Source organism: Pseudomonas sp. Q12-87, assembly GCF_001269755.1.
Classification (GTDB): domain Bacteria; phylum Pseudomonadota; class Gammaproteobacteria; order Pseudomonadales; family Pseudomonadaceae; genus Aquipseudomonas; species Aquipseudomonas fluorescens_S.
On record NZ_LHVI01000006.1, the window covers coordinates 49,705 to 75,278 of the forward strand.

Sequence of the window (25,574 nt, forward strand, 5' to 3'; positions counted from 1 at the left end):
AAGTTTTATCTGGATACACGTTTTGCCCTGGACAAGGGTTGGGCCGATTCCCGACATTGCCCAAGAATTTCGCAAGAAGACAAGTTCCCCAAGAGCCACAAAGAAGGTAGGACACCGTGAACCCGGTCATTAAAAAATTCCAGTTCGGTCAATCGACCGTTACCCTCGAGACAGGCCGTATCGCCCGTCAGGCTTCCGGCGCAGTGCTGGTCACCGTTGACGACGACGTCAGCGTATTGGTGACCGTTGTTGGTGCCAAGCAAGCCGATCCAGGCAAGGGCTTCTTCCCTCTGTCTGTTCACTACCAGGAAAAGACTTACGCTGCCGGTAAGATCCCTGGCGGTTTCTTCAAGCGCGAAGGCCGTCCTTCCGAGAAAGAAACCCTGACTTCCCGACTGATCGACCGTCCGATCCGTCCGCTGTTTCCAGAAGGTTTCATGAACGAAGTGCAGGTTGTCTGCACCGTCGTTTCCACCAGCAAGAAAACCGATCCGGACATCGCTGCGATGATCGGTACCTCGGCTGCGCTGGCAATCTCCGGTATTCCTTTCGATGGCCCGATCGGCGCTGCCCGCGTCGCGTTCCACGAAAGCACCGGCTACCTGCTGAACCCGACCTACGAGCAACTGAAAGCTTCGAGCCTGGACATGGTCGTTGCCGGTACCTCGGAAGCCGTATTGATGGTTGAATCGGAAGCCAAAGAGCTGACCGAAGACCAGATGCTGGGCGCCGTCCTGTTTGCTCACGACGAGTTCCAGGTCGTGATCAACGCTGTCAAAGAACTGGCTGCCGAAGCTGCCAAGCCAACCTGGACCTGGGCTCCACAGCCAGAAGCCACCGCACTGCTGGGCGCGATCCGTGCCGAGTTCGGCGAAGCGATCTCCCAGGCCTACACCATCACCATCAAGGCCGACCGTTATGCACGCCTGGGTGAGTTGAAAGACCAGGTCGTTGCCAAGCTGTCCGGTGAAGAAGGCCAGCCATCTGCCGCTGAAGTCAAAGCTGCTTTCGGCGAGATCGAATACCGCACCGTTCGCGAAAACATCGTCAACGGCAAGCCACGTATCGACGGTCGCGACACCCGCACCGTACGTCCGCTGAACATCGAAGTCGGCGTCCTGCCAAAGACCCACGGTTCGGCTTTGTTCACCCGTGGCGAAACCCAGGCGCTGGTCGTTGCAACACTGGGCACCGCCCGTGACGCGCAACTGCTGGACACCCTGGAAGGCGAAAAGAAAGACCCGTTCATGCTGCACTACAACTTCCCTCCGTTCTCGGTGGGCGAGTGTGGCCGCATGGGTGGCGCCGGTCGCCGCGAAATCGGCCACGGCCGTCTGGCCCGTCGTTCGGTCCAGGCCATGCTGCCGGCCGCTGACGTGTTCCCATACACCATTCGCGTGGTATCGGAAATCACCGAGTCCAACGGTTCGAGCTCGATGGCTTCGGTCTGCGGCGCTTCCCTGGCCCTGATGGACGCCGGTGTGCCGATGAAGGCGCCGGTTGCCGGTATCGCCATGGGCCTGGTGAAAGAAGGCGAGAAATTCGCCGTCCTGACCGACATCCTGGGTGACGAAGACCACCTGGGCGACATGGACTTCAAAGTGGCCGGTACCGCCAAAGGCGTCACCGCACTGCAGATGGACATCAAGATCAAGGGCATCACCGAAGAAATCATGGAGATCGCCCTGGGCCAAGCCCTGGAAGCGCGCCTGAACATCCTCGGCCAGATGAACCAGATCATTGGTCAGTCTCGCACCGAACTGTCGGAAAACGCTCCGACCATGATCGCGATGAAGATCGACACCGACAAAATCCGTGATGTCATCGGTAAAGGCGGCGCGACCATCCGTGCGATCTGCGAAGAAACCAAGGCTTCGATCGACATCGAAGACGACGGTTCGATCAAGATCTTCGGCGAAACCAAGGAAGCGGCAGAAGCAGCACGCCAGCGCGTCCTGGGCATCACCGCAGAAGCCGAAATCGGCAAGATCTACGTCGGCAAGGTTGAACGCATCGTCGACTTCGGTGCGTTCGTCAACATCCTGCCAGGCAAGGATGGTCTGGTTCACATCTCCATGCTGAGCGATGCTCGTGTCGAGAAAGTGACCGACATCCTGAAGGAAGGCCAGGAAGTGGAAGTGTTGGTACTGGACGTGGACAACCGCGGCCGTATCAAGCTGTCCATCAAGGACGTCGCAGCAGCCAAGGCATCGGGCGTTTAATTACCCCCTCGCTTAGCTGTTGTACAAGCAAACGCCCCGACTGGTTCGGGGCGTTTTGCTGTGTGCACGAAATCACCGTGCCGCAGGTTGCCTGCCCCCAAGGTCAGTGCTAGGTTTAGCCCACCGCCCGTGTAGCTCAGCCGGTAGAGCAGCGCACTCGTAACGCGAAGGTCGCAGGTTCGATTCCTGTCTCGGGCACCATCTCCCTCGTTATTTCACCTTCCTGCTCAGTTCTTCGACCGTACGCTTGAGCTGATCCATCTCGCGATCCTGATCGCTGAGCTCCCGTTTCAGGGAAGAAATCTCGTTGTTGTTCGAGCTTGAACTGGAGCCGCTGTTGCGCTTGAGTTCTTCCACTTGTTTGCCCAGGTCGTTCAGATCGCGTTCCTGTTCCTTGACAGTGCGCTTGAGATCCTCAATCTCCTTGCTGCTGGAGGAGGAGCTGGAACCACTATTGCGCTTGAACTCCTCAATTAGGCGTGCCTGATCGCTGAGTGTGCGCTTCTGGTTTTCCAGTTCGGAGGCATTATCCTCCACGGCCTTTGGCAGTTTTTCCAACGCTGTGACACTGACGTTGGTGTTGACGAGTGTGTACTTGTCATTTGAGTAGCGAAGGGCAGGAATGGTGTCGGAAAAGAGCGGAAAGTCGGAGATGACTTCGACAGCTGCTTGAGCAGCGCCGATCAAAGTCAGGTTGCCTAGAAGGAAGGTCACGGTAGCAAGCCGGGTCGACGAACGTTTCGAAAAGCTGCGCATCACTGGGTTCCTTGTGAAGTGCTGATATGGCACATCGCTATGACTGGTTGTTCTGACAGTTGTTCCCGGGGCCTCGGCTTCTTTTACGTATGTTTTTTTGTGGGATAGATGTAAAGAGCCGTGTAAATCGTCAGCAAAACATCCTATATTCAGTGCCTGCATGTGCATCGCCCAGCAGTTTTCAGATGATCCCCGAATGGTTCTGAAGGCCAGGTAAACCGGGCTTCACACGGTTTTCTGCGTCAGAGAGATCCTTGATGATCCAGATCCATCTTCCATTCCCCAGATCAGCGAGAACGCCATGACCGTTAAAGCATTGACCCAAGAAGCCAGGCACGAAGAAGCGCTGAAAAAATACGTACTGGATGCACCCCAGTTGCTGGAAGAGATCAAGGACTTGCCCGCCGACGATCAAAAAGACCAGATCCAATGGGCATTCGAAGATGAGGCCGAAGCCCAGGGGCTGCAGCCTTGGGAATTGACGCTCAAGTACACCAGCACGCCTGAAGAATTCGAGGCGCAGCGCCTTGCGTTGCACAAAGAGGCGGCCGAGGTGTTGGGTGTGGAATGGGATGAGTACTGCGAGATGAACAATCTTGTAGTTTAAGAGCAGCTACAAGCTACAAGCTGCAAGACAAGCACGGAGCGGCTTGAAGCTTGCAGCTTGGGGCTTGACGCTGCTCAGAGACTGAGTCGCATCGACAGGTCCACCGCCTTCACATCCTTGGTCATCGCACCGATCGAGATGTAGTCCACTCCGGTCTCGGCTATTGGCCGCAACGTGCTTTCGTTGATGCCGCCGCTGGCCTCCAGCTTCGCCTTGCCGCTATTCAGGCGCACGGCTTCGCGCATATCGTCCAGGCTCAGTTCGTCGAGCATGATGATGTCGGCGTTGGCTGCCAGCGCTTCTTTCAATTCCGCCAGGCTTTCCACTTCGACTTCCACCGGCTTGCCGGGGGCGATCTTGTGGGCGGCGGCGATGGCCTGGGCGATCCCGCCGCAGGCTGCGATATGGTTTTCCTTGATCAGGAACGCATCGTACAAGCCGATGCGGTGGTTATGGCAGCCGCCGCAGGTGACGGCGTATTTCTGGGCCAGGCGCAACCCAGGCAGGGTCTTGCGGGTGTCCAGCAGCTTGACCTGGGTGCCGGCGACAAAGTCCGCCAGGTAGCGGGCCCGCGTGGCCACGCCCGAGAGCATCTGCAGGAAATTCAGCGCACTGCGTTCGCCGGTCAGCAGCGAGCGAGCCGGGCCTTCCAGGTGGAATAACGCCTGGTCGGGGCTCACCCGCTCGCCGTCACGCACTTGCCAATGCACCGCGACGCGCGGATCCAGTTGCCGGAACACGGCATCGACCCACGCCGTGCCGCTGATGATCGCGGCATCGCGGGTAATGATGGTGGCCTTTGCCAGGCGTTCGGCAGGGATCAGTTGCGCGGTGATGTCGCCGCTGCCGATGTCTTCCAGCAACGCACGGCGCACGTTGGCTTCGATTTCGGCGGTCAGATCGGCGAGACGTAGATTCGGCATAACGGGCTCCACAAACAAAGTGGCCCGATTATAGGGCCAGGCCACGAGCGAACCCAAGGCGCTGACGCTCGCCTGCATAAACAGATACCTGCATTTGGTCGCATCCTCGCAACATTTCTCCTTTTTCCCGGTCACTTATTGCGCCGTATTTGGAGCTGGATCACAGAGTCTGCTGGCACGACAGGGTTCTTTTACTTGATAATCCGCCTTTCGATTGACGTCATAGCTTTGACGTCGCGAGCCGAAGAATACCGTTTCAGGAGGCCAGGATGCACAACGACGGGAATGTAGTGCCTTTGCATAAGGTTTCTACCGATCAGGCGAATCGTTCGCCGCTCGCCCGCCTGCCTGTGATTCTGCTTCAGGTTCGCGACAAGGCCGCGCAGCAGTTGCGCGTGGGCTTGCAGGGGTTGTTCGATAACGCCGACGACACCTTGTTCGAAATGGCCGACCGGGCGCGCGACGATGTCGAACAGAACCTGTTCTTCGAAGCCATGCGGGACCTGCGCCTGAAGCGAAAGAGCATCGAGCGCGAGTTCATCGAGCAGTTTTTCGAGGCGTTCGTCAGCCTTGCCCAGTACGATCTCACCCAGGCGACCCTCGCGCCTGTCCTGTCTCCCGGTATCCCCTCCCAACCCACTCAAGACGAGCTGGAGCGTCATCTGGCGGTGGATGCCATGGTCGCTCGCGTGCTCAGGCGCGATGGCACGTCCCTGGAGCAACTGACGGCGCGGCTCACGGTGTTGCTGGGACGGCCATTGGCGAGCCAGCACAATCCCCTGAGCCCGGCACTGCTGTGTGAGAAATTCCTGCAGGCCGGGCGCAACCTGGGGGTAGGGATCAAGGTCAAGCTGATCCTGCTCAAATTGTTCGAGCGCTATGTACTCAGCGAGTGCGACCAGCTCTATGCCGAGGCCAACCAGTTGCTGGCCGCTACCGGGATTTTGCCGGAACTCAGGCTTTCACCGTCGCGGCGCGCCTCGGACCGTCCCGAAGAGAACCCCAGACCGCCAGCCGATATCGTCGCCAAGCCCAGAGCTGCTGAGGTCGATGACAGCGTGCAGGAGGTGTTTGCTGCGTTGCAGAAACTGTTGATGCACGTGCGTGGCAGCGTGGCGCCGACCCTGGAACCCAGCGCACCGGCCCAGCCGATCTCCACGCGAGACCTGCTTCGCCTGCTCTCCCATTTGCAGCAATACGTCCCGGCGCCAACCGTCCACGACGAATTCGACCTGCGCGGCCAGCTTGAGCAATTGCTGACCCGGGTCAGCGTCAGGAGCGGCAAGTCTAGGGTGGTCGAGGACGCCGATGAGGATGTGATCAACCTGATCTCGATGATGTTCGAGTTCATCCTCGACGACCATAACCTGCCGGATTCCTTCAAGGCCTTGATTGGCCGCCTGCAGATCCCGATGCTCAAAGTGGCTGTGCAGGACAAAAGCTTTTTCAGCCGCACTAATCATCCGGCCCGTCGACTGCTCAATGAAATTGCCGCGGCGGCCATGGGCTGGGGCGATTGCGACGATCACCAGCGCGACAGTCTTTATTTGCGCATCGAACAGGTGGTGCAGCGTCTGTTGAATGACTTTGTCGATGACCCGGCCATTTTTTCCGAACTGCTGGCCGACTTCCTGGCGTTCACCAGTGACGAGCGCCGCCGCAGTGAGCTGCTCGAACAGCGCATCCGTGACGCCGAAGAAGGACGGGCCAAGGCCGAGCTGGCGCGTCAGCGGGTCGAGGGGGCGCTGAACCAACTGATGCTGGGCAAAATACTGCCGCAGGCGGTCGTGGAGTTCGTGCAGCAGGCCTGGAGCCAGGTGCTGCTGCTGACTTGCTTCAAGCACGGCGAGGATTCGGCTGAGTGGAAAGCCGACGTCCTGACCCTGGAGCAACTGATCTGGAGCGTCCAGCCCCACGATGAGCCCGACGCGGGCCTGCGTTTGCTGGCAATGGTGCCGGAACTGCTCAAGGCCCTGCGTGAGGGGCTTAGCCGTTCGGCGTTCGACCCGTTTGCCACCAGCGAATTCTTCAGCGAGCTGGAACTCCTGCATGTGCAGTCGCTGGAGCGCACGGGACAGGCGCCGGAACAAACGCAATCGTCCGATTCGCCGGTCATGATCGAAGTGCTGGAACGAATCGTCCTGCGCGCCCCCCACAAGGCACCGGTGGACAACGTCGCGGTTCGATTGCCCGCCGATGACGTGGGCCTGCTTCAGGTTGACCAGCTGCGCCTGGGGAGCTGGGTCGAATTCCAGGAAGACGAGGACAACAACCTGCGTTGCAAGCTGGCGGCGATCATCGAGACCACCGGCAAATACGTCTTCGTCAACCGCACCGGCCTCAAGGTGCTGGAACACAGCCGCACCAGCCTGGCCCTGGAGTTTCGTCGCGGCGCGGCGCGTTTGCTGGACGACACCCTGTTGTTCGATCGGGCGCTGGAGTCAGTACTGGGTAATCTGCGGCAACTCAATCGCGGCAAGTGATCGCGCAGCCCGGGCCGATCACGGCATACTGATGACATCAGCGTTGTCATCGAAGGAACCTGTATGCAGTTGGACTCCGCGAGCGGTTGGTGCGAAAACGTGCGTCATTGCCCGTCACCCAACTTCAATGCGCGCCCCGAGGGCGAGATTTCCCTGCTGGTGATCCACAACATCAGCCTGCCACCGGCGCAATTCGCCACGGGCAAGGTGCAGGAATTTTTCCAGAATCGCCTGGATGTCACGGAACATCCCTATTTTGCCGGTATCGCCGACCTGCGCGTCTCTGCGCATTTTCTGATCGAGCGTGACGGCACCGTCACCCAGTTTGTCTCCTGTCTGGATCGTGCCTGGCACGCGGGCGTCTCGTGTTTCGAGGGGCGGGAAACCTGTAATGATTTTTCCATAGGCATCGAACTCGAGGGCACCGATGATTTGCCCTTCACCGAGGCGCAGTACACCGCGCTGGTGGCACTGACCCGGCAGTTGCGAGCCGCGTTCAAGGCGATCACCGTCGAGCGTATTTGCGGGCACAGCGACATCGCACCGGGGCGCAAGACCGATCCGGGACCGGCATTCGACTGGGCGCGCTATCGTGCGGCCCTGACAGAAGAGGAAGGACAATGAGTTTTCTGGTGTTGCTCCTGGCGGTCTGGATCGAGAAGTTCTCGGCCCTGCGCCAGCGCGTACAGCGCGACGGTGGTTGGCTGCGCGAACTGAACAAGCTTGAAGCGAGCCCGCGTTGGGTCAACCGTCCATGGCTGGTGCTGGTGGTACTGGTCTTGCTGCCAGTGGCACTTTTGGCATTGCTGCTCTGGGTGCTGGAGCCGGTGGCGTATGGTCTGCTGGCATTGCCAGTGCACTTGGTGGTGGTCATCTACAGTTTGGGACGCGGCGACCTGCTGGCCGACCTGGGACCGTTTCGCGATGCCTGGCGTCGAGAGGACCTGCAAGCGGCTGCCCATGTGGCCAAGCGCGACCTCGACATCGAAACCGATGACGGTGAGCAGTTATTGGAGGAGGTCCAGGGGCATTTGCTGTGGCAGGCCTACCAGAGCTTTTTCGCGGTTATCTTCTGGTACTTCCTCTTGGGGCCGGTAGCGGCTTTGAGCTATCGATTGCTGGCACTGGCCGCCGAGCACAGCCACAACCCCGGCGTTGCCGAGCGGGCCGCGCAACTGCGCCATGCCTTCGACTGGGTGCCGGTGCGGTTGCTGGCGGCGAGCTTCGCCCTGGTGGGCAACTTCGTGGCAGTCAGCCGGGTCATGCTGCATGAACTGCTGAACTGGAACATCAGCGCCGCCGACCTCATCGACAAAGTCGGCCTGGTGGCTGGCGAGATTCCCAAGCCCGTCGCGGGACCGGACGGCATCAACAGCCTGGATCGACTTTGGGAATTGCTGCTGCGTGCGGCGGTGCTCTGGTATGCCGGGTTTGCGTTGTGGACGGTGCTGGCCTAAAAAACGATTAACGCGCTTCTCGTTAACCTTAAGTTACAAATCTCCCGGCCAATTTAGGCTATACAAGGACAGCGCCCCAATAGTGGCTTTGTGCTGTCTTTGCGCGCCCATAAAACAATAAAAACATTACCGGGAGACTTCCTTGTGAAGAGTTTGCTCTGGCCCGCCGTCGCGCTGATGAATCGCCTGAGCTTCGGCATGAAGTTCAGCCTGATCAGCGTGTTGTTCCTGCTGCCGATGCTGGTGACCAATTTTTTTCTGGTGCGCGACTCCTATCGGGAATTCCAGGGCACGCAAGTGGAGTTGCAGAGTCTCGACCTGCTGGGCAGCAGCCTGACCTTGCGCCGAGACCTGGAAACCCTGAACAACCTGGTGCAGATCAACGCCAGCCTGGGTCAGTCGGGCAAGGCCGGTGACGTAGAGGCGAAGATCGGCACCCTCGAGCAGCAGGTACTGGCGCGCCTGCAAGGCATGAACGCAGTGGCGGTCGAGCCTGAGCAGGCCAGCGCCTTCGATGCCAAGCGCGATGAGATGATCGCGGCCTTCAAGGCCCAGCAGGCCGAAAGCTCCTTGCAAAGCAAAAGCGCGTTGATTGGCAAGCTGCTCAACAGCGCACAGATGTTCAGCCAGATCATCGCCAGCCAGGCGGGGCTCAGCCGCGACAATCAGAGCGATATCCGCCAGCTCAGCGAACTGATTATCGGCATGACCCCCAAGGTCACCCAGATCCTCGGTGAAGGCCGTGCCTTGGGGGCTTCTTCCTTGGGGCTGGGTTTTCTCAATTCGGCGTCGAGTACCCGGTTCGATGAGCTACTGGCGCAGATCGAGAAACTCCAGGGTGAATATGACCTGAAGCTGCAAGACGCCCTGGGCTCGAGCAAGGCGGCCGGACAAGCCTTGGCCGAGCCCGCCGGCGGCAGCAAGAGCACCTTGAAGAAAGCCTCTGAGCTGATCGAGGAACAGGTGGTCATGGCCGACACGCTCGATGCGCCCTGGCCGGCATTCTTTGAGCAGGTCAGTGGCCTGATGGAACAGACCTATCGGCTGAACGAGGCAACACAGGGGTTTCTTGGCGTGCAGTTGCAGCATCGCCTGGAGCAGAACCGTAGCCACATGGTGTTGCAGGCCGTGGCGCTGGCGTTGGTGTTCCTGCTGATTTTCTACCTGTACGCCGGTTTCTACGCCTCGACCCGCACCACGCTCCAACACTTGGGCGAGATGATGGACAAAGTGGCCGCCGGGGACATGACGGTCAATTTCGTGGCCCGCAGCAAGGACGAACTGGGCGAGTTGGGCGAGGTGTTCAATGGCACGGTGGCGAAAATCCATGACCTGATCGAACAGGTCGGCCGCACTGTCGCTGAAGTCGAACGCCAGGCCGGGCAGGTGGAAACGGTATCGGCCCAGAGCAACCAAGCCGTCGCCGGGCAGCGCAGCCAGATCGAACTGGTGGCCACGGCGATGAACCAGATGTCGGCCACGGCCCAAGAGGTTGCTCGCAGTGCCGCCGCAGCGGTCAGCAGCGCCCACAGCGTGAACGATGAAACCCTGAGTGGGCGTGGGCTGGTGGAGTCGCAGCAGGGCAGCATCGCCCGCTTGGCCAGTGAGATCGATCAGTCGGTGCAGGTGATCAACCAACTGGCGACCGACAGCCAGGCCATCAGCCGTGTATTGGACGTGATCAAGAGCATCGCCGAGCAGACCAACTTGCTGGCCCTGAATGCCGCCATCGAGGCAGCACGGGCCGGTGAACAGGGGCGCGGTTTTGCGGTGGTGGCCGATGAAGTGCGGACCCTGGCCAAGCGAACCCAGCAATCGACCGAGGAAATCGAAGCGATGATCTCCCGCCTGCACGGCGGCGTGGGTGCTGCGGTCAAGGCGATGGGCACCAGCCATGAGATGGCCAGCGGCACGGTCAGTCAATCGGAAAAGGTTCAGCAGGCATTGGACAACATCCTCGGCGCGGTCGGCATGATCGTCGATCAGAATCAGCAGATCGCCGCCGCAGTCGAACAACAGACGGCCGTGGCCCATGACATCGACCAGAACATCGTCGAGATCAACCGCGCCGGTGAACGCACCGCCGAAGGCGCGCACCAGACCGAAGACGCCAGCCGTGAACTGTCCGCCCAGGTGGTGCAGCTCAAGCAGTTGATCAATGCGTTTCGGGTGTGATTAATCTAGCCCCTGCAAAGCAGAATGTGGGAGCGGGCTTGCTCGCGAAGGCGGAGTGCCAGGCAACCTTCTTGTTGACCGATACAACGCTTTCGCGAGCAAGCCCGCTCCCACAGGTTTTTCACCAGTTGAACAAATCGCGGGCGTTGGCGGTGCTGGCCTCGGCCAATTGCCCAGGGCTCACTGCCATGATCTGGGCCAGTGCTTCGCAGATCGCCGGCAGGTGCGCCGGACTGTTGCGTTGCCCTGGGAACATCGCCGGTGCCATGTCCGGCGAATCGGTTTCCAACACCACCGCGTCCAATGGCAGTTTTGCCAGCACTCGGTGCATGCGCAGGGCCTGGGGCCAGGTCGCGGCGCCGCCCAGGCCGAGCTTGAAACCGAGCTTGATGTATTCGCGGGCCTCTTCAAAGCTGCCGGCGAAGGCGTGGATGATGCCCGTGCGTTTCAGGCCAATGCGCTTGAGGGTTGCGATTACGGCCGCATGACTGCGGCGCACGTGGATCAGCGCCGGCAGTTCGAACTCCGCAGCCAGATTTAATTGCGCCTCGAACAGCGCCTGCTGGCGCTCACGGTCGAGGGTTTCGATGTAGTAATCCAGGCCGATTTCCCCCACCGCGCACAGCTGCCGGTGCCCGGCCAGGCGGGCCAGCCATTCGCGCAATTGCACGATGTCTTCGCGGCGATGCTGGTCCAGATACACCGGGTGCAGGCCCAGCGCGGCGTACAGGTCGGGGTCGCTTTGCACCAGCTCCCAGACCCGCTGCCAATTGTCCCGATACACCCCAAGCACCACCATTTCCCGCACGCCCGAGGCGCGGCTTTCAGCCAGCAGCGCCGGGCGGTCTGCGTCGAAGTCGGGAAAGTCCAGGTGGGTGTGGGTGTCGATCAGCTCCATGCTTGAATCAGCCCTGATGAATGCGCTGCTTGAAGGTCCGCTCGATGGCCTGCACGCCAGGTTGGTAAACATCGTTTTCGATGGCCGCCAATGCCAGTTCCAAGGCCTTATCGGCAATCAGTTGATGTTGCTGGGACATGGCATTGACCGGCAGCGGCAGGAAATCCAGCAACTGCGTGTCACCAAACGTGCCCAGGCGCAGCGGGCGTGCCTTGAGCGGGAAATCGTGGAGGGCGTCGAACACCCCTTGCAGCAGAACGTAGGAGGTCGTGATCAGCGCATCGGGCAGGTGCCCCAGGCGCGCAAGCAGTTCATCCATCAACTGGCGGCCGCATTCGCGACTGAACGACTCACCATGCTCGATCAGCACCTGACCGTCGAACCCGGCCAGCGCCTCGTTAAACCCTGCGGTCCGTTCCTGGCTGATGCTCAGCTCGGGGCGGGCGCTGATCAGGGCGATTTGCCGAGGGTTCGTCTCAAGCAGGCTGCGCGTCAGTTGCAGGCTGGCTTGGCGGTCGTCGCTGATCACCGAACAGAAATGCGCAGGTTCCATCACCCGGTCGATGGCGATGATGGGGATGCCTTTGGCTTGCAACTGGCGATAACTGTCGTCCCCGGCCGGCAGGCAACTGGCGACGATCAACGCATCGCAGCGCCGGGCACGGAACAATTGCAGCAATTGCCGCTCACTGTCGGGTGCATCGTCGGAGCTGGCGATCAGCAACTGATAACCCCGCGCCCGCGCCCCTTGCTCCAGCAGCTTGGCGATGCGTGCGTAGCTGGGGTTTTCCAGGTCCGGCAGAATGAAGCCCAGCGTGCGCGTGTGTCGGCTACGCAAACCGGCGGCCTGGGGATTGGGCGTGAAGCCATGCTCCTCAACCACCGCTCGCACCCGTTCGACGGTGGCGCTGCTGATGCGTTGCTGTTCGGCCTTGCCGTTGATGACATAGCTGGCGGTGGTCACCGACACACCGGCCAGTTGGGCAATATCACTGAGTTTCAACCCGGTTTTCCTTGTTTTTTCGAGGCTGTCCCGCCAATAAGGGCCATCCTACCCGATTCAAGATGATCGTCACTGCCCAGCACCGGCGACAAGTTGCACTTCAAGGATGAGAGATTATCGAGTAACGTGCCATTCTTTCTAGATTAAACGTTTCAGCAAGCGTATTTTCAAGGTTAGCAGGGTTTTTGGCTTCTCTGCCGCGATAGCGCCAAAAGCTGTCCTGCAACGCTAAGCTGATTCATTCAAAACAATACCTGGCGCCAATCGGACGCCAAGAAGGAGAAAGCATGCTCGAGCTCACTCTAGAGCAGATATCCATGGCTCAAACCGCTGTGGATAAAGACGCTGCGCTGCAATTGCTCGCTGACAGACTGGTGGCCGATGGCTTGGTAGCTGAGGGATATCTCGCCGGCTTGCAGGCCCGCGAAGCCCAGGGCTCGACCTTTCTTGGCCAAGGTATTGCCATCCCCCACGGCACCCCGCAAACCCGCGACCTGGTGTATTCAACCGGCGTACGCCTGCTGCAATTTCCCGAAGGTGTGGATTGGGGCGATGGCCAGATCGTTTACCTGGCCATTGGCATCGCGGCCAAATCCGACGAACACCTGCGCCTGTTGCAATTGCTGACCCGCGCCCTCGGCGAGACTGACCTGGGCCAGGCCCTGCGCCGTGCCAGCTCCGCCGAAGCGCTGTTGAAACTGCTGCAAGGCGCGCCGCAGGAACTGGCGCTGGATGCGCAGATGATTGGCCTTGGCGTGTCGGCTGACGACTTCGAAGAGTTGGTCTGGCGCGGCGCCCGTCTGCTGCGCCAGGCCGATTGCGTGAGTAATGGTTTTGCCGGTGTCTTGCAGCAAGTCGAGGCGCTGCCCCTGGGTGATGGCCTGTGGTGGCTGCACAGCGAGCAGACGGTCAAGCGTCCGGGACTGGCGTTCGTCACACCGGACAAACCCATCCGCTACTTGGGCCAACCCCTGAGCGGCCTGTTCTGCCTTGCCAGCCTTGGCGAGGCTCACCAAAGCTTGCTGGAAAGGCTCTGCGCGCTGCTGATCGAAGGTCGTGGCCACGAACTGGGCCGCGCCACCAGCAGCCGCAAGGTGTTGGAAGTGCTCGGTGGTGAGTTGCCCGCCGACTGGCCCAGCGCCCGCATCGGCCTGGCCAATGCCCATGGCTTGCACGCGCGGCCGGCGAAGATCCTCGCGCAGCTGGCGAAAAGTTTCGATGGCGAGATCCGCGTGCGTATCGTCGACGGCCAGGACAGCGCCGTGTCGGTCAAGAGCTTGAGCAAACTGTTGAGCCTGGGCGCCCGGCGCGGCCAGGTGCTGGAATTCATTGCCGAACCGAGCATTGCCAACGACGCGCTGCCGGCATTGCTGGCAGCCATCGAAGAAGGCCTTGGCGAAGAAGTCGAACCGCTGCCGCCACCGAGCACGCCGCGAGAACCCGCGATAGCCGAAGTGGCTGCCGTGATGCTGGCGCCCGAATCCGGCAGCCTGATCCAGGCCGTCGCTGCGGCGCCGGGCATTGCCATCGGCCCGGCCCATATCCAGGTGCTGCAAGCCATCGATTATCCGCTGCGCGGCGAGTCGGCGGCCATCGAGCGCGAGCGCCTGCAAAACGCTTTGAACCAGGTGCGCCGCGATATCGAAGGGCTGGTCGAGCGCGCCAAGGCCAAGGCCATCCGCGAGATCTTCATCACCCACCAGGAAATGCTCGACGACCCGGAGCTGACCGACGAAGTCGACACCCGCTTGAAGCTGGGAGAGAGTGCGCAAGCGGCCTGGATGGGGGTGATCGAAGCCGCCGCGAAAGAACAGGAGGCCTTGCAGGACGCACTGCTCGCCGAACGTGCCGCCGACCTGCGAGACGTGGGCCGTCGTGTGCTGGCGCAATTGTGCGGCGTCGAAACCCCGAACGAACCCGATCAACCCTACATCCTGGTGATGGACGAAGTCGGCCCGTCCGACGTCGCCCGTCTGGACCCGGCCCGTGTCGCGGGTATCCTGACCGCTCGCGGCGGCGCGACTGCCCACAGCGCGATCGTTGCCCGAGCCTTGGGCATTCCGGCACTGGTGGGCGCTGGGCCAGCGGTGCTGTTGCTGGCGCCGGGCACGTCCTTGCTGCTGGACGGCCAGCGCGGTCGCCTGCACGTGGACCCCGACGCGGCTACCCTGCAACGGGCCAGGGAAGAACGCGACACCCGCGAGCAGCGCCTCAAGGTTGCTGCCGAACAGCGCCACCAGCCGGCGCTGACCCGCGACGGTCACGCCGTGGAAGTGTTTGCCAACATCGGCGAGAGCGCCGGTGTCGGCAGCGCGGTGGAGCAGGGCGCCGAAGGCATCGGTCTGTTGCGCACCGAGCTGATTTTCATGGCCCACACCCAGGCACCGGACGAAGCGACCCAGGAAGCCGAATATCGCAAGGTGCTCGATGGCCTGGCTGGCCGGCCGCTGGTGGTGCGCACCCTCGATGTCGGCGGTGACAAACCGCTGCCGTACTGGCCGATCGCGAAAGAAGAGAACCCGTTCCTCGGCGTGCGCGGCATTCGCCTGACCTTGCAGCGTCCGCAGGTCATGGAAGCGCAGTTGCGCGCCTTGTTGCGCTCGGCGGACAACCGTCCGCTGCGGATCATGTTCCCCATGGTCGGCAGCGTTGACGAGTGGCGTCAGGCCCGGGACATGACCGAACGCCTGCGCCTGGAGATTCCTGTGGCGGACCTGCAACTGGGGATCATGATCGAAGTGCCGTCCGCTGCCTTGCTCGCGCCGGTGCTGGCCAAGGAAGTCGACTTCTTCAGTGTCGGCACCAACGACCTGACGCAATACACCCTGGCCATCGATCGTGGTCACCCGACCTTGTCGGCCCAGGCCGATGGCTTGCATCCGGCGGTGCTGCAACTGATCGATATCACCGTGCGTGCCGCCCATGCCCATGGCAAGTGGGTCGGCGTATGCGGCGAGCTAGCGGCTGATCCACTGGCGGTGCCGGTGCTGGTGGGCCTGGGCGTGGACGAGTTGAGCGTTTCGGCGCGCAGCATTGCCGAAGTCAAGGCGCGGGTTCGCGAGCTGAGCCTGGCGCAAGTACAGACCCTGGCCCAAGAGGCGTTGGCCGTGGGCAGCGCCGATGATGTGCGCGCATTAGTGGAGGCGCTGTAATGGCGAAGATTCTTACCCTGACCCTCAACCCGGCGCTCGACCTCACGGTTGAACTGGCGCGCCTGGAGCCGGGACAGGTCAACCGCAGCGATGCCATGCACACCCACGCCGCCGGCAAAGGCGTGAACGTGGCCCAAGTGCTGGCCGACCTCGGTCATACGTTGACGGTCAGTGGTTTCCTGGGGGAAGACAATGCCCAGGCGTTCGAGACGCTGTTTACCCAGCGTGGTTTTATCGACGCCTTTATCCGTGTGCCCGGGGAAACCCGCAGCAACATCAAGCTGGCCGAGCAGGACGGACGTATAACTGACCTCAACGGGCCGGGCCCGGTCGTCGACGAAGCCGCGCAGCACGCGTTGCTGGAGCGACTGGAACACATCGCCCCCGGCCACGACGTGGTAGTGGTGGCGGGCAGCTTGCCCCGGGGCGTCAGCCCGCAGTGGTTGCAGGCGTTGATCGTGCGCTTGAAACAGCTCGGCCTGAACGTGGCCCTCGACACCAGTGGCGAAGCCTTGCGCGTCGCCTTGGCGGCGGGGCCCTGGCTGATCAAGCCGAACACCGAGGAACTGGCCGATGCGCTGGGTTGCGAGGTGGTGAGTGGGTTGGCCCAGGCGCAAGCGGCGCAGCGCCTGCACGCCCAAGGCATCGAGCATGTGGTGATTTCTCACGGCGCCGATGGCGTGAACTGGTTCAGCGTCGGTGCGGCGCTGCATGCCTCGCCGCCCAAGGTCAGCGTCGCCAGCACCGTGGGTGCCGGGGATTCACTGTTGGCGGGCATGCTGCATGGCCTGCTCAGCGCCGACACTCCGGAGCAGACCCTGCGCACGGCCACGGCCATCGCCGCCATGGCGGTCACGCAGATCGGCTTTGGCATCCACGACACGGCACTGCTGGCGTCGCTTGAACAGGGCGTGCGCGTGCGCCCCCTGACAGAACAATAAGAGGGTTCGCAAAATGAAATTAGCCATTGTGACGGCCTGCCCGAATGGCATGGTCACCAGTGTGTTGTGCGCCCGCCTGCTGGACGCGGCAGCCCAGCGCCAAGGTTGGAGCACCAGTGTCGAAGTGCATGACCCGGCCCATCCGGAACGTCAGTTGTCGGCGGCGACCCTCGACGCGGCCGAGTGGATCCTGCTGGTTGCCAGCGGCCCATTGGACTTGTCGCGGTTTGTCGGCAAGCGTGTGTTTCGCAGCACCCCGGCCCAGGCCCTGCAAGACGTTGATTCATTGCTGCGTCGCGGCGCTGTAGAAGCCACGGTGCTTGCCGAGGCGGATGTACTGGAGCCGGTGCCTGCGGCGGCTGAGCGCGCGCCGCGCCTGGTTGCCATCACCGCCTGCCCCACGGGCGTTGCCCATACGTTCATGGCGGCCGAGGCGTTGCAGCAGGCGGCGAAAAAACTGGGCTACCACCTGCAAGTGGAAACCCAGGGCTCGGTAGGGGCTCGGGATCCGTTGAGCCCCGAGGCTATCGCCGAGGCTGACGTGGTGTTGCTTGCCACCGACATCGAAGTCGCCACCGAGCGCTTCGCCGGCAAGAAAATCTACCGCTGCGGCACGGGCATCGCCTTGAAACAGGCCGAAGCCACGCTGAACAAGGCGTTGGTCGAAGGCCGGCAGGAAAGCGCATCGAGCGGCGCCAGCGGCCCGGCCAAGGCGGAAAAGACCGGCGTCTACAAACACCTGCTGACGGGCGTGTCGTTCATGCTGCCGATGGTGGTGGCCGGTGGTTTGTTGATCGCCTTGTCGTTCGTGTTCGGCATCACCGCGTTCAAGGAGCCCGGCACGCTGGCGGCGGCGCTGATGCAGATTGGCGGCGACACGGCATTCAAATTGATGGTGCCGCTGCTGGCTGGCTACATCGCTTACTCCATCGCCGACCGTCCGGGCCTGGCACCGGGGATGATCGGCGGGATGTTGGCGAGCACCCTCGGCGCCGGGTTTATCGGCGGGATCATCGCCGGTTTCCTGGCCGGTTACGTCGCCAAGGCGATCAATCGCTACGCGCGTTTGCCCCAGAGCCTGGAAGCGCTCAAGCCGATCCTGATCATCCCGCTGTTGGCGAGCCTGGTCACTGGCCTGGTGATGATCTACATCGTCGGCAAACCGGTGGCGGGCATGCTCGAAGCGCTGACCCACTTCCTCGACAGCATGGGTACCACCAATGCGATCCTGTTGGGCGTGCTGCTGGGGGCGATGATGTGCGTCGACCTCGGCGGACCGATCAACAAGGCCGCCTATGCGTTTTCGGTGGGGCTGCTGGCTTCACAGAGTTACGCACCGATGGCCGCGACCATGGCCGCCGGGATGGTGCCGCCGATTGGCCTGGGCATCGCCACCTTCATCGCCCGCCGCAAATTCGCCCAGACCGAGCGCGAGGCCGGTAAGGCGGCGCTGGTGCTGGGCTTGTGCTTCATCTCCGAAGGGGCGATCCCGTTCGCCGCCAAGGACCCATTGCGGGTGATCCCGGCCAGCATCGCCGGCGGTGCGTTGACCGGCGCGCTGTCGATGTACTTCGGCTGCAAGCTCATGGCGCCCCACGGCGGGTTGTTCGTGATGCTGATTCCGAATGCGATCAACCATGCGCTGTTGTACTTGCTGGCAATCGTCGCGGGCAGCCTGGTAACGGCGGTGGCCTATGCAGTGCTCAAGCGTCCTGAGGTGGTAGAAATGGCGTTGGAGCCAGCAAAAGCCTGACCACTTTGTTGAAGCAATGAAGGTCCCCTGTGGGAGCGGGCTTGCTCGAAAGCGGTGCTTCAGTCGATAAAAAATCGCCTGACACACTGCTTTCGCGAGCAAGCCCGCTCCCACATTGGTTTATTGGTGTTCATAAAATTCCTGTCACACCCATTTCACACAGCCATGCTTAAGTTTTTCCATTTGGGGGAAACACCATGAGCGAATTCGACCTGGGCCGTCGTCGTGTGATGCAAGCCGTGGGGGCGGGGTTGTTGTTGCCGGGGCTGGCGCCGGCGGTGATGGCCTCGGTCAAGGACCGACCGGTGCTCACCGATGGTGTGCAGTCCGGCGACCTGCAGGGCGACCGGGCGATGATCTGGAGCCGCAGCGACCGCCCGGCGCGGATGGTGGTGGAGTGGGACACCCGTAGCCAATTCAGCAATCCCCGCCGCTTTGTCTCGCCTGTGGCCGACACCCGTAGCGATTTCACCGCCCGGGTCGAACTCACCGGGTTGCCGCCTGACCAGGCGATTTTCTACCGTGTGCATTTCGAAGACGCCCAAAGCGGCGTTGCCAGCGAACCCTGGCTAGGCCATCTGCGCAGTGTGCCGCAGTTCAAGCGCAACATCCGTTTCGTCTGGAGTGGCGATACCGTTGGCCAGGGTTTTGGTATCAACCCGGACATCGGCGGCATGCGCATCTACGAAGCCATGCGTTTGCGCCTGCCGGACTTCTTCATCCACAGCGGTGACACCATCTATGCCGACGGCCCGGTGCCGGCGCAGCTCACCACCGAGGGCGGGCGTATCTGGCGCAATCTCACCACCGAAGCCAAGAGCAAGGTGGCCGAAACCCTGGACGAGTATCGCGGCAACTATCGCTACAACCTGATGGACGAAAACCTGCGGCGCTTCAACGCCGAAGTGCCGCAGATCTGGCAGTGGGATGACCATGAGGTGGTTAACAACTGGTCGCCGGGCAAGCAACTGGACGAGCGCTACCAGACCCGGGATATCCACACCTTGGTGGGGCGTGCGCGGCAGGCCTGGCTGGAATATGCGCCGATGCGTTTGCAGAAGGCCGATGGCGGCGGGCGGATCTATCGCAAGCTCAGTTACGGGCCGATGCTGGATGTGTTCGTGTTGGACATGCGCAGCTATCGCGAAGCCAACGACGCCAACCTGGGGGCGGCCAAACCCTTCCTCGGGCGTGAACAGTTGAATTGGCTCAAGCGCGAATTGAAGCAGTCCCGCGCCCAGTGGAAAGTCATCGCCGCCGACATGCCCATCGGCCTGGGTGTGCCCGATGGTGAAGTCAGCCCCGGTGTGCCGCGCTGGGAGGCGGTCGCCAACGGTGATCCCGGCCCGGCCCAGGGCCGTGAAATGGAAATCGCCGAATTGCTCGGTTACCTGCGCAAACATCAGGTGCGCAATTACGTCTGGCTCACCGCCGATGTGCATTATTGCGCGGCCCATCACTATCACCCAGAACAGGCCGCGTTCCAGGACTTCGAACCGTTCTGGGAGTTTGTCGCCGGGCCGTTGAACGCTGGCAGCTTCGGCCCCAATGCCTTGGACAAGACCTTTGGTCCCGAAGTGGTGTTCCAGAAAGCGCCGCCGGCCCAGAACACCTCGCCGTTTGCGGGGTATCAGTTCTTTGGTGAGGTGAATATCGACGGGCCGAGCGGGGAGATGAGCGTGGTGCTGCGGGATCTGGAAGGCGTGGCGGTGTTCGAGAAGAAGTTACAGCCGGTTTGATCCAAGGAGCACAGAAAATTTTCTGTGGGAGCGGGCTTGCCCGCGAAAGCGGTGTGTCAGTTGATAAATGTATGACTGACAGGACGTCTTCGCGGGCAAGCCCGCTCCCACAGGGTGTTGTGCATTATTTGAGGTAGTCAGTAGACATCCCGCCGATACCGCCCCTGCTCGATCAGCCGCTCCACTTCCTCACGCCCCAGCACGCTGTTGAGTACGTGATCTACCCCTGAGGCCATGCCCTGCAAGCTGCCGCAGACATAGATCACCGCGCCGTCGGCCACCCACTGCTTGAGTAGCGCTGCCGATTGCAGCAGGCGGTCTTGAACGTAGACTTTCTGCTTCTGATCCCGGGAGAAGGCCAGGTCCAGGCGTTCCAGGTCGCCTGAAGTCACCCATTCCTGCAGTTCGTCGCGGCAATGGAAATCGTGTTCACGGTTGCGCTCGCCAAACAGCAGCCAGTTGCGCTGCATGCCCTCGGTGACGCGCGCCTTGAGCAGGCTGCGCAGGCCGGCCAGGCCAGTGCCGTTGCCCAAAAGGATCATCGGCACGCCCTGGGGTGGCAGGTGGAAACTGCTGTTGCGGCGCACCCGCAGGGTAATGGCGCTGCCCAGTGGCGCATGTTCGGTGAGCCAGCCGGAACCGGTGCCCAGGCTGCCGTCGGCATGGCGTTCCTGGCGCACGATCAGCTCCAGCACGCCGTCCGCCGGGATCGAGGCGATGGAATATTCGCGTATCGCCAGCGGTGCCAGCGCATCCACCAGCGCCTGGGCATGCAGGCCGACCAGATGGGCGCGGTTTGCCGGCAACTGGCGGGTCGCCAGGGCCTGATCGAGACTCTGTGGCAGGCCATCGATTTGCACGCGAGCGTGGCCGGAGAGACCGAGCCCGTCGAGGAAATGCTCGATGGCCCACAGGTCATTACGCGGCAGGACTTCCACCAGGTCCCCGGCCAGCCAACTGCTCGGGCCCGGAGCCGTGAGGCCCAACAGGTAGACGCCCGAGCCGCTGCTCTCAGGGTTGAGCAGGGTGCGCTGGCTCAGGGTCCAGTGCTCGAAGCTGGGCGCCTGCCAGGTGTCCATCGGCGCTTGGCCGGTCAGTTCGGCCAGTTGTTGTTGCCAGTGACGCAAGGCGTAAGGGTCGCCGCTGTCGACTTCTACCGGGGCGAACAAGGTCTTGCCGCCATGTTCCGTCAGCCAGGCATGCAGGCGCCGGGCGAAGCCGCAGAAATGTTCATACTGCCGGTCGCCCAGGCCCAGCACCGCATACTGCAAACGCTCCAGGCCCACGGCGCGGCCCAGCAGCTTGCGTTCGAAGCCGCGAGCGCTGTCCGGCCCGTCACCGTCGCCAAACGTACTGACGACGAACAGGGCGCGGGTAGCGTTGCACAGGTCTTGTTCGCTGACGCCAGCCAGTGGCTGGACGTTCACCGACAAGCCGGCGGCCTGGAGCTGGCCGGCGGTCTGCCAGGCCAGTTGCTCGGCGAAACCGCTCTGGCTGGCGAAGCCGATCAGCCAGGTCGGGGCGTCGCTCGGGTTGTCGGCGAGTTGCTGGCGTGCCTGTTTCACTTGGCGCTTTTTGCGACGGCGGTCCAAATACAATAACCAGCCGGTGATGAAGAACAGGGGCATGGTCAATGCAGCAACCGTGACCAGGATCCGCCCGACCAGGCCGAAGAAGCTGCCGACGTGGAGGGCATACACGCTGGTCAGCAATTGCGCCTTGAGGCTCTTGTCACTGTAGCGGCTGTGGCGGCTGACGACCCCCGTGGCCGGGTCGAGGTTGATCTGGTTCAGCGCTCGGTCGTGGGGTGAGGTTTTCAGCAGGTAAAACACCGTTGCCGGCTGCCCGGCCACCGGCGGCATGCGCACGTTGTAAGCGGACAGGTCCGGGCCGGCGGCGCTGTAGATGCTGCTCCACATGGCCCGATAATCAGCCACCGGAGCCGGGCCTTGCGGTGCGGGGCCGCGGTTGCGTACGCGTTCTTCCTTGGGCGAATCGGACAAGAGGCGGGTCACGCCCTTGTTGTACCACTCATAGGACCAAGTCAGGCCGGTCAGGGCCGCCAACAGGTAGAACACCAGGCACCAGGTCCCGGCCACCGAGTGCAGGTCCCAATTGAAACTGCGGCCTTTTTTCGCCCAGTCGAGCGTCAGCCAGGCGCGCCAGCTTTTCCACTGGCGCGGCCAGCGCAGGTACAACCCGGACAGGCAGAAGAACACCAGGATCAGCGTGCACGCGCCGGTGATCTGCCGACCCACTTCATCCAAGGTCAGGACCCGGTGCAGCCTGAGCATCAGGCCGAAGAAGTCCTGGCCCACCACCTCGCCCATGAACTGGGCGTTGTAGGGATTGAAATAGCGCATGGCCCCACGCTTTTCCCCGGGCGGCGCGCTGAAAATCACCCGCGCGGCATTGCCGCTGTCGGTCTCGACCCAGAGCATGGCGACGGTTTTACCGGAAGCGGCCTCGATCTGTTCCACCAGCTCGGCGGGCGGCAGGACGCCGGCCGGTTGTTTTTCAACCGTCAGCACTTGTGGGTTCAAGGCTCGTAGAACCTCGTCCTGGAACGATACCGCAGCCCCGGTAATGCCCATCAACGCCAGGACCAACCCGGCACTGATGCCGAAGAACCAGTGCAACTGGAACAGGGTTTTCTTCAACACGTCGCTCGCCTTGTTCATTCTTCGCTGTTTATCACGGCGCACATTATGCCGTGTGTTATCGAGAAGCATTCATAAACACACACAAAAATCCCGATCAGTTGCGCGAGCGGGGCTTTTGCCCGGTGCCAGTTGGCTAACGGATACCTCCGTGGTGAAGAAGCAAGGCTTGCAGTCCAGACGCTGGCGCTGTTTTTCGGTCTTTCCCGGTGCGCAAAATTGCCGCTGTCAATGAGAGACGACATGATTCTTCGGCGAAACATTTATCGTGGGTCAAACTAAGTTACCCGCCAACTTTGTATTATCCGCTAATGTTTGCTTTGTTTTCGGTCTTTGACTTCCTCCAACTTCATCGTCTAGTGTTCGCTCAGCTGTACATTGACCGTACTTTCAAATGCCAATGAGCCAACGAGGCTCGCTGTTTGGCAATTAAATAATTAAAGGATTAATTATGAATACTCAAGCCGTCTGGAATGAGGCACTGGAAGGCGCCTCGACTGAAGACATCATCCGCTTTGCACAACTGGCGCCCAAGACGTTATCCAACGCTTCGACGTCGGCGCAGGAAGGCGAGTCCCGTGGGACAGGGTTGTTGCTGACCAAGAAACAGATCATCGATTTGAGAAAATATGAAGCCGCCGCCCTGGCCCTGCCTTATACGCCTGGAGACGTTAGGGATTACCTCAGTTTCGGTGACGATGCCGGCGGTGGCCCGGGCCTGCGCCATGAAGATTTCCTGAGGACCTTCCGCGCCACCCGCAACCATGCGCAACGCTGGTCGCCCCTGCGCGAATCGATCATGTTGACCGGTAGCCAGCTGAAACTTTTCGCCGCGAACATGACCCTTTACGGCAAGGCGATGGATGAGATCTATATCGAAGTCCAGCCTACCAGGGAACTTGATCGATATAATATCCAGACATTGGAGCAGTTAAGAAAGTTGGAAATGGAGTTGGGTATAAAATTTCCTGGTATTGAGCTGGAGCCGGGCATTGTCGAAGAGGTGGGTTATTATCTGGGCCGGATTTTCGAAAGGGTCGAGGATAACTTTCGGCGGGTAAAATCCATCAAGGACAGCCTCGATCTTTTTGGTTATGACCTTCGTCAATACATTCTTCCCGATATAAAGCTGCGCCTGAGCCTGATTGGCAATACGGCGCTGCCCATCGAAGTCGAGATGCTCAAGCGTGAGGTCGAAGAGCGGGCGTTACGCATCGAGGAAAAAAACGACGAGTACGCCAAGGCAGTGGAAAAATCCCTCGGCGCTGCGGCCGGATTGAATCTGATCGGCCTGGCGCTGGCGATTTACCTGGGGGTGGAAGCCGAGAGCATCCGGGCCGAAAGAAACCGACTGTACCAGGAGCAGGAAGCAGCGATTGAAGCGCTCCGGAGCAGAAACCAGACCCTCGGTTCCTTGAGTCGCGTCAAGCACGACTTGCAGGGGCTTGAGCTGGTGGCCATCGACGCCGACATCGCGACGCAGAACCTGATGCACGTGTGGAACGTCATGCATCTCTACATCACGACCTCCCAGGAAGCGATTGCCGGCATTCATGACGCCCTGACTTTGAGGCGATTCATCCTGGCCTTCAGACAAGTCGCCCAACCGTGGAAGCAGATCGAACAGGATGCAGACGCCTTGATCGCGGTATTCAAGGACGCGGACCGGGACTACGAGCGTATTTATGGCATCCAACCTCGCGCTGCGCTCACCCTCGCACCCTACGCATTGCGTAGCGACTATCCCAAGGTCGATCTCCAGGTCATGGCCGACAGTAACCGGCAGATGCGAGACGGCGCAGTCCAGGCCCGTGCGCTGTCCATTCAATGGAATTACCTGCCGCAGCTGCGGGCGCGGTTCGATGACTTGGTGCTCAGCGTGGGCAAGAGTTGCGATGTGCTGAGCGAGTCCGCGTTAAGCGCGAGCATGGTCCTCGATAGGCGGATTCGTCAGCTACAGGGATTGGAGAAAGAGCTGGCGAGCGCGTTCGATGAAAAGAATATCGAGGAAATCAAGGTTGACCGTGCTGAAGTCCTGGCGGGCATAAGCCGATGGGCGCAACAGGCCACCCGCCGGCTAAGCGATCAGTTGACGGTCATTCACGATGTGTTCGATCGACGCTTGAGCCTGGGCTTCATTGACGACCTCGATAAGCAGCGTCAAGCCGTCGAGGCCAGCCTCGGACAATTGCACGATGAACGGGTCGAACGCCAGAAGGAGCGTGGCCAAGTCACTGAGGCCATCGGGTCGCTCAGCAAGGTCGGCATCGAAGCGATTGGCAACGATCTGGTGCTGAACCTGGAGCAGGTGATGAAGCTCGGCGTAGCCCCGCCTGAAGTGCAACTGGTCATGCAAGCCATCGAGCAGCTCAAGAAAACGTTGGTACAAGTCGGCGAAGGCGTCCGGTTCGTCGATCTGGTGCGCGAGCGAGACAGGCTGGTTGGGAAGATCGAGGCGCTGAATGGCGATATCGATGGGAAAAACAACGAGATCATGGCGCTCAAGGGCAAGGCCGAGTTCATCCGGGTCATCCACGGCATCGACGATGAGCGCCGCCGTTATGTGGGCGAATACCAGGGCGTGGTCTCGGCCTATCGAGCCTTTGCCAGGCAGATGGACGCCAACGCGTACCTCGAAGAGAGCGAGCGCAGCGCCGACTTCATCCAGCAGGCCCGGCAGTTCATTGGATTCCTGACGCCACTGTCCCTGCCATTGGCAATCGCTTGAGCTTCACCGGGCAAGGATAGCCGGTCGGGCTGTTGACCATGGAGTACGCGACTGTCGGGCTGTCATCGTAATGACCG

The 25,574-nt window shown here is 61.3% G+C and carries 16 protein-coding genes and 1 tRNA gene; 12 read left to right on the top strand and 5 right to left on the bottom strand.

Annotated features, from left to right (window positions below):
- Nucleotides 1–116 precede the first annotated feature (116 nt).
- On the top strand, nt 117–2,222 hold the full coding sequence (gene pnp, locus AD663_RS03455) for a polyribonucleotide nucleotidyltransferase (RefSeq protein ID WP_003177877.1): 2,106 nt from the start codon (nt 117–119) through the stop codon (nt 2,220–2,222).
- Nucleotides 2,223–2,347: 125 nt separating this feature from the next.
- A tRNA-Thr gene (locus AD663_RS03460) sits at nt 2,348–2,423 on the top strand.
- Between the two features lie 9 nt (nt 2,424–2,432).
- Here AD663_RS03460 and AD663_RS03465 read toward each other — a convergent pair.
- Nucleotides 2,433–2,978: a hypothetical protein gene (locus tag AD663_RS03465; RefSeq protein WP_053213285.1), complete on the bottom strand. Its 546-nt coding sequence runs from the start codon at nt 2,976–2,978 to the stop codon at nt 2,433–2,435.
- A gap of 301 nt (nt 2,979–3,279) precedes the next feature.
- Between AD663_RS03465 and AD663_RS03470 the strand changes: the two genes are divergently transcribed.
- On the top strand, nt 3,280–3,585 hold the full coding sequence (locus AD663_RS03470; protein ID WP_053213286.1) for a DUF6388 family protein: 306 nt from the start codon (nt 3,280–3,282) through the stop codon (nt 3,583–3,585).
- 74 nt (nt 3,586–3,659) lie between these two features.
- Here the strand turns inward: AD663_RS03470 and nadC are convergent, their stop codons facing one another.
- The gene (nadC, locus tag AD663_RS03475; RefSeq protein WP_003177883.1) at nt 3,660–4,508 is read right to left on the bottom strand and encodes a carboxylating nicotinate-nucleotide diphosphorylase; all 849 of its coding nucleotides are present in this window, start codon (nt 4,506–4,508) and stop codon (nt 3,660–3,662) included.
- A 269-nt stretch (nt 4,509–4,777) separates the two neighbouring features.
- Between nadC and AD663_RS03480 the strand changes: the two genes are divergently transcribed.
- From AD663_RS03480 to AD663_RS29545, 4 genes are all read left to right on the top strand, one after another.
- Nucleotides 4,778–6,991, top strand: a complete 2,214-nt coding sequence (locus AD663_RS03480) for a DUF1631 domain-containing protein (RefSeq protein WP_053213287.1) — start codon at nt 4,778–4,780, stop codon at nt 6,989–6,991.
- A gap of 63 nt (nt 6,992–7,054) precedes the next feature.
- On the top strand, nt 7,055–7,615 hold the full coding sequence (ampD, locus tag AD663_RS03485; protein ID WP_053213288.1) for a 1,6-anhydro-N-acetylmuramyl-L-alanine amidase AmpD: 561 nt from the start codon (nt 7,055–7,057) through the stop codon (nt 7,613–7,615).
- On the top strand, nt 7,612–8,448 hold the full coding sequence (gene ampE / locus AD663_RS03490; protein WP_053213289.1) for a regulatory signaling modulator protein AmpE: 837 nt from the start codon (nt 7,612–7,614) through the stop codon (nt 8,446–8,448). The genes ampD and ampE overlap by 4 nt, the downstream gene beginning before the upstream one ends.
- Nucleotides 8,449–9,918: 1,470 nt before the next feature.
- On the top strand, nt 9,919–10,623 hold the full coding sequence (locus AD663_RS29545; RefSeq protein ID WP_371261150.1) for a methyl-accepting chemotaxis protein: 705 nt from the start codon (nt 9,919–9,921) through the stop codon (nt 10,621–10,623).
- A gap of 121 nt (nt 10,624–10,744) precedes the next feature.
- On the opposite strand, the gene AD663_RS03500 is transcribed toward AD663_RS29545, so the two are convergent.
- Nucleotides 10,745–11,521, bottom strand: a complete 777-nt coding sequence (locus tag AD663_RS03500; RefSeq protein ID WP_003177892.1) for a TatD family hydrolase — start codon at nt 11,519–11,521, stop codon at nt 10,745–10,747.
- 7 nt (nt 11,522–11,528) lie between these two features.
- Nucleotides 11,529–12,524, bottom strand: a complete 996-nt coding sequence (gene cra / locus AD663_RS03505) for a catabolite repressor/activator (protein WP_003177894.1) — start codon at nt 12,522–12,524, stop codon at nt 11,529–11,531.
- A 287-nt stretch (nt 12,525–12,811) separates the two neighbouring features.
- Between cra and ptsP the strand changes: the two genes are divergently transcribed.
- The 4 genes from ptsP (at nt 12,812) to AD663_RS03525 (ending at nt 20,109) form a co-directional block, all read left to right on the top strand.
- Nucleotides 12,812–15,676 carry a phosphoenolpyruvate--protein phosphotransferase gene (ptsP, locus tag AD663_RS03510; protein ID WP_003177896.1) on the top strand — a complete coding sequence of 955 codons (2,865 nt, stop codon included), beginning with the start codon at nt 12,812–12,814 and terminating at the stop codon, nt 15,674–15,676.
- Complete coding sequence (gene pfkB / locus AD663_RS03515) at nt 15,676–16,617, top strand: 1-phosphofructokinase (protein WP_003177898.1); 942 nt, start codon at nt 15,676–15,678, stop codon at nt 16,615–16,617. The genes ptsP and pfkB overlap by 1 nt, the downstream gene beginning before the upstream one ends.
- Before the next feature lie 13 nt (nt 16,618–16,630).
- Nucleotides 16,631–18,370 carry a PTS fructose-like transporter subunit IIB gene (locus AD663_RS03520; RefSeq protein ID WP_053213290.1) on the top strand — a complete coding sequence of 580 codons (1,740 nt, stop codon included), beginning with the start codon at nt 16,631–16,633 and terminating at the stop codon, nt 18,368–18,370.
- A gap of 197 nt (nt 18,371–18,567) precedes the next feature.
- Nucleotides 18,568–20,109: an alkaline phosphatase gene (locus AD663_RS03525; protein ID WP_053213291.1), complete on the top strand. Its 1,542-nt coding sequence runs from the start codon at nt 18,568–18,570 to the stop codon at nt 20,107–20,109.
- Between the two features lie 137 nt (nt 20,110–20,246).
- On the opposite strand, the gene AD663_RS03530 is transcribed toward AD663_RS03525, so the two are convergent.
- Nucleotides 20,247–22,772 carry a sulfite reductase flavoprotein subunit alpha gene (locus AD663_RS03530; protein WP_177330204.1) on the bottom strand — a complete coding sequence of 842 codons (2,526 nt, stop codon included), beginning with the start codon at nt 22,770–22,772 and terminating at the stop codon, nt 20,247–20,249.
- A gap of 448 nt (nt 22,773–23,220) precedes the next feature.
- On the opposite strand from AD663_RS03530, the gene AD663_RS03535 reads away from it, so the two are divergent.
- Nucleotides 23,221–25,497, top strand: a complete 2,277-nt coding sequence (locus AD663_RS03535) for an alpha-xenorhabdolysin family binary toxin subunit A (RefSeq protein ID WP_053213293.1) — start codon at nt 23,221–23,223, stop codon at nt 25,495–25,497.
- Nucleotides 25,498–25,574: the final 77 nt, after the last annotated feature.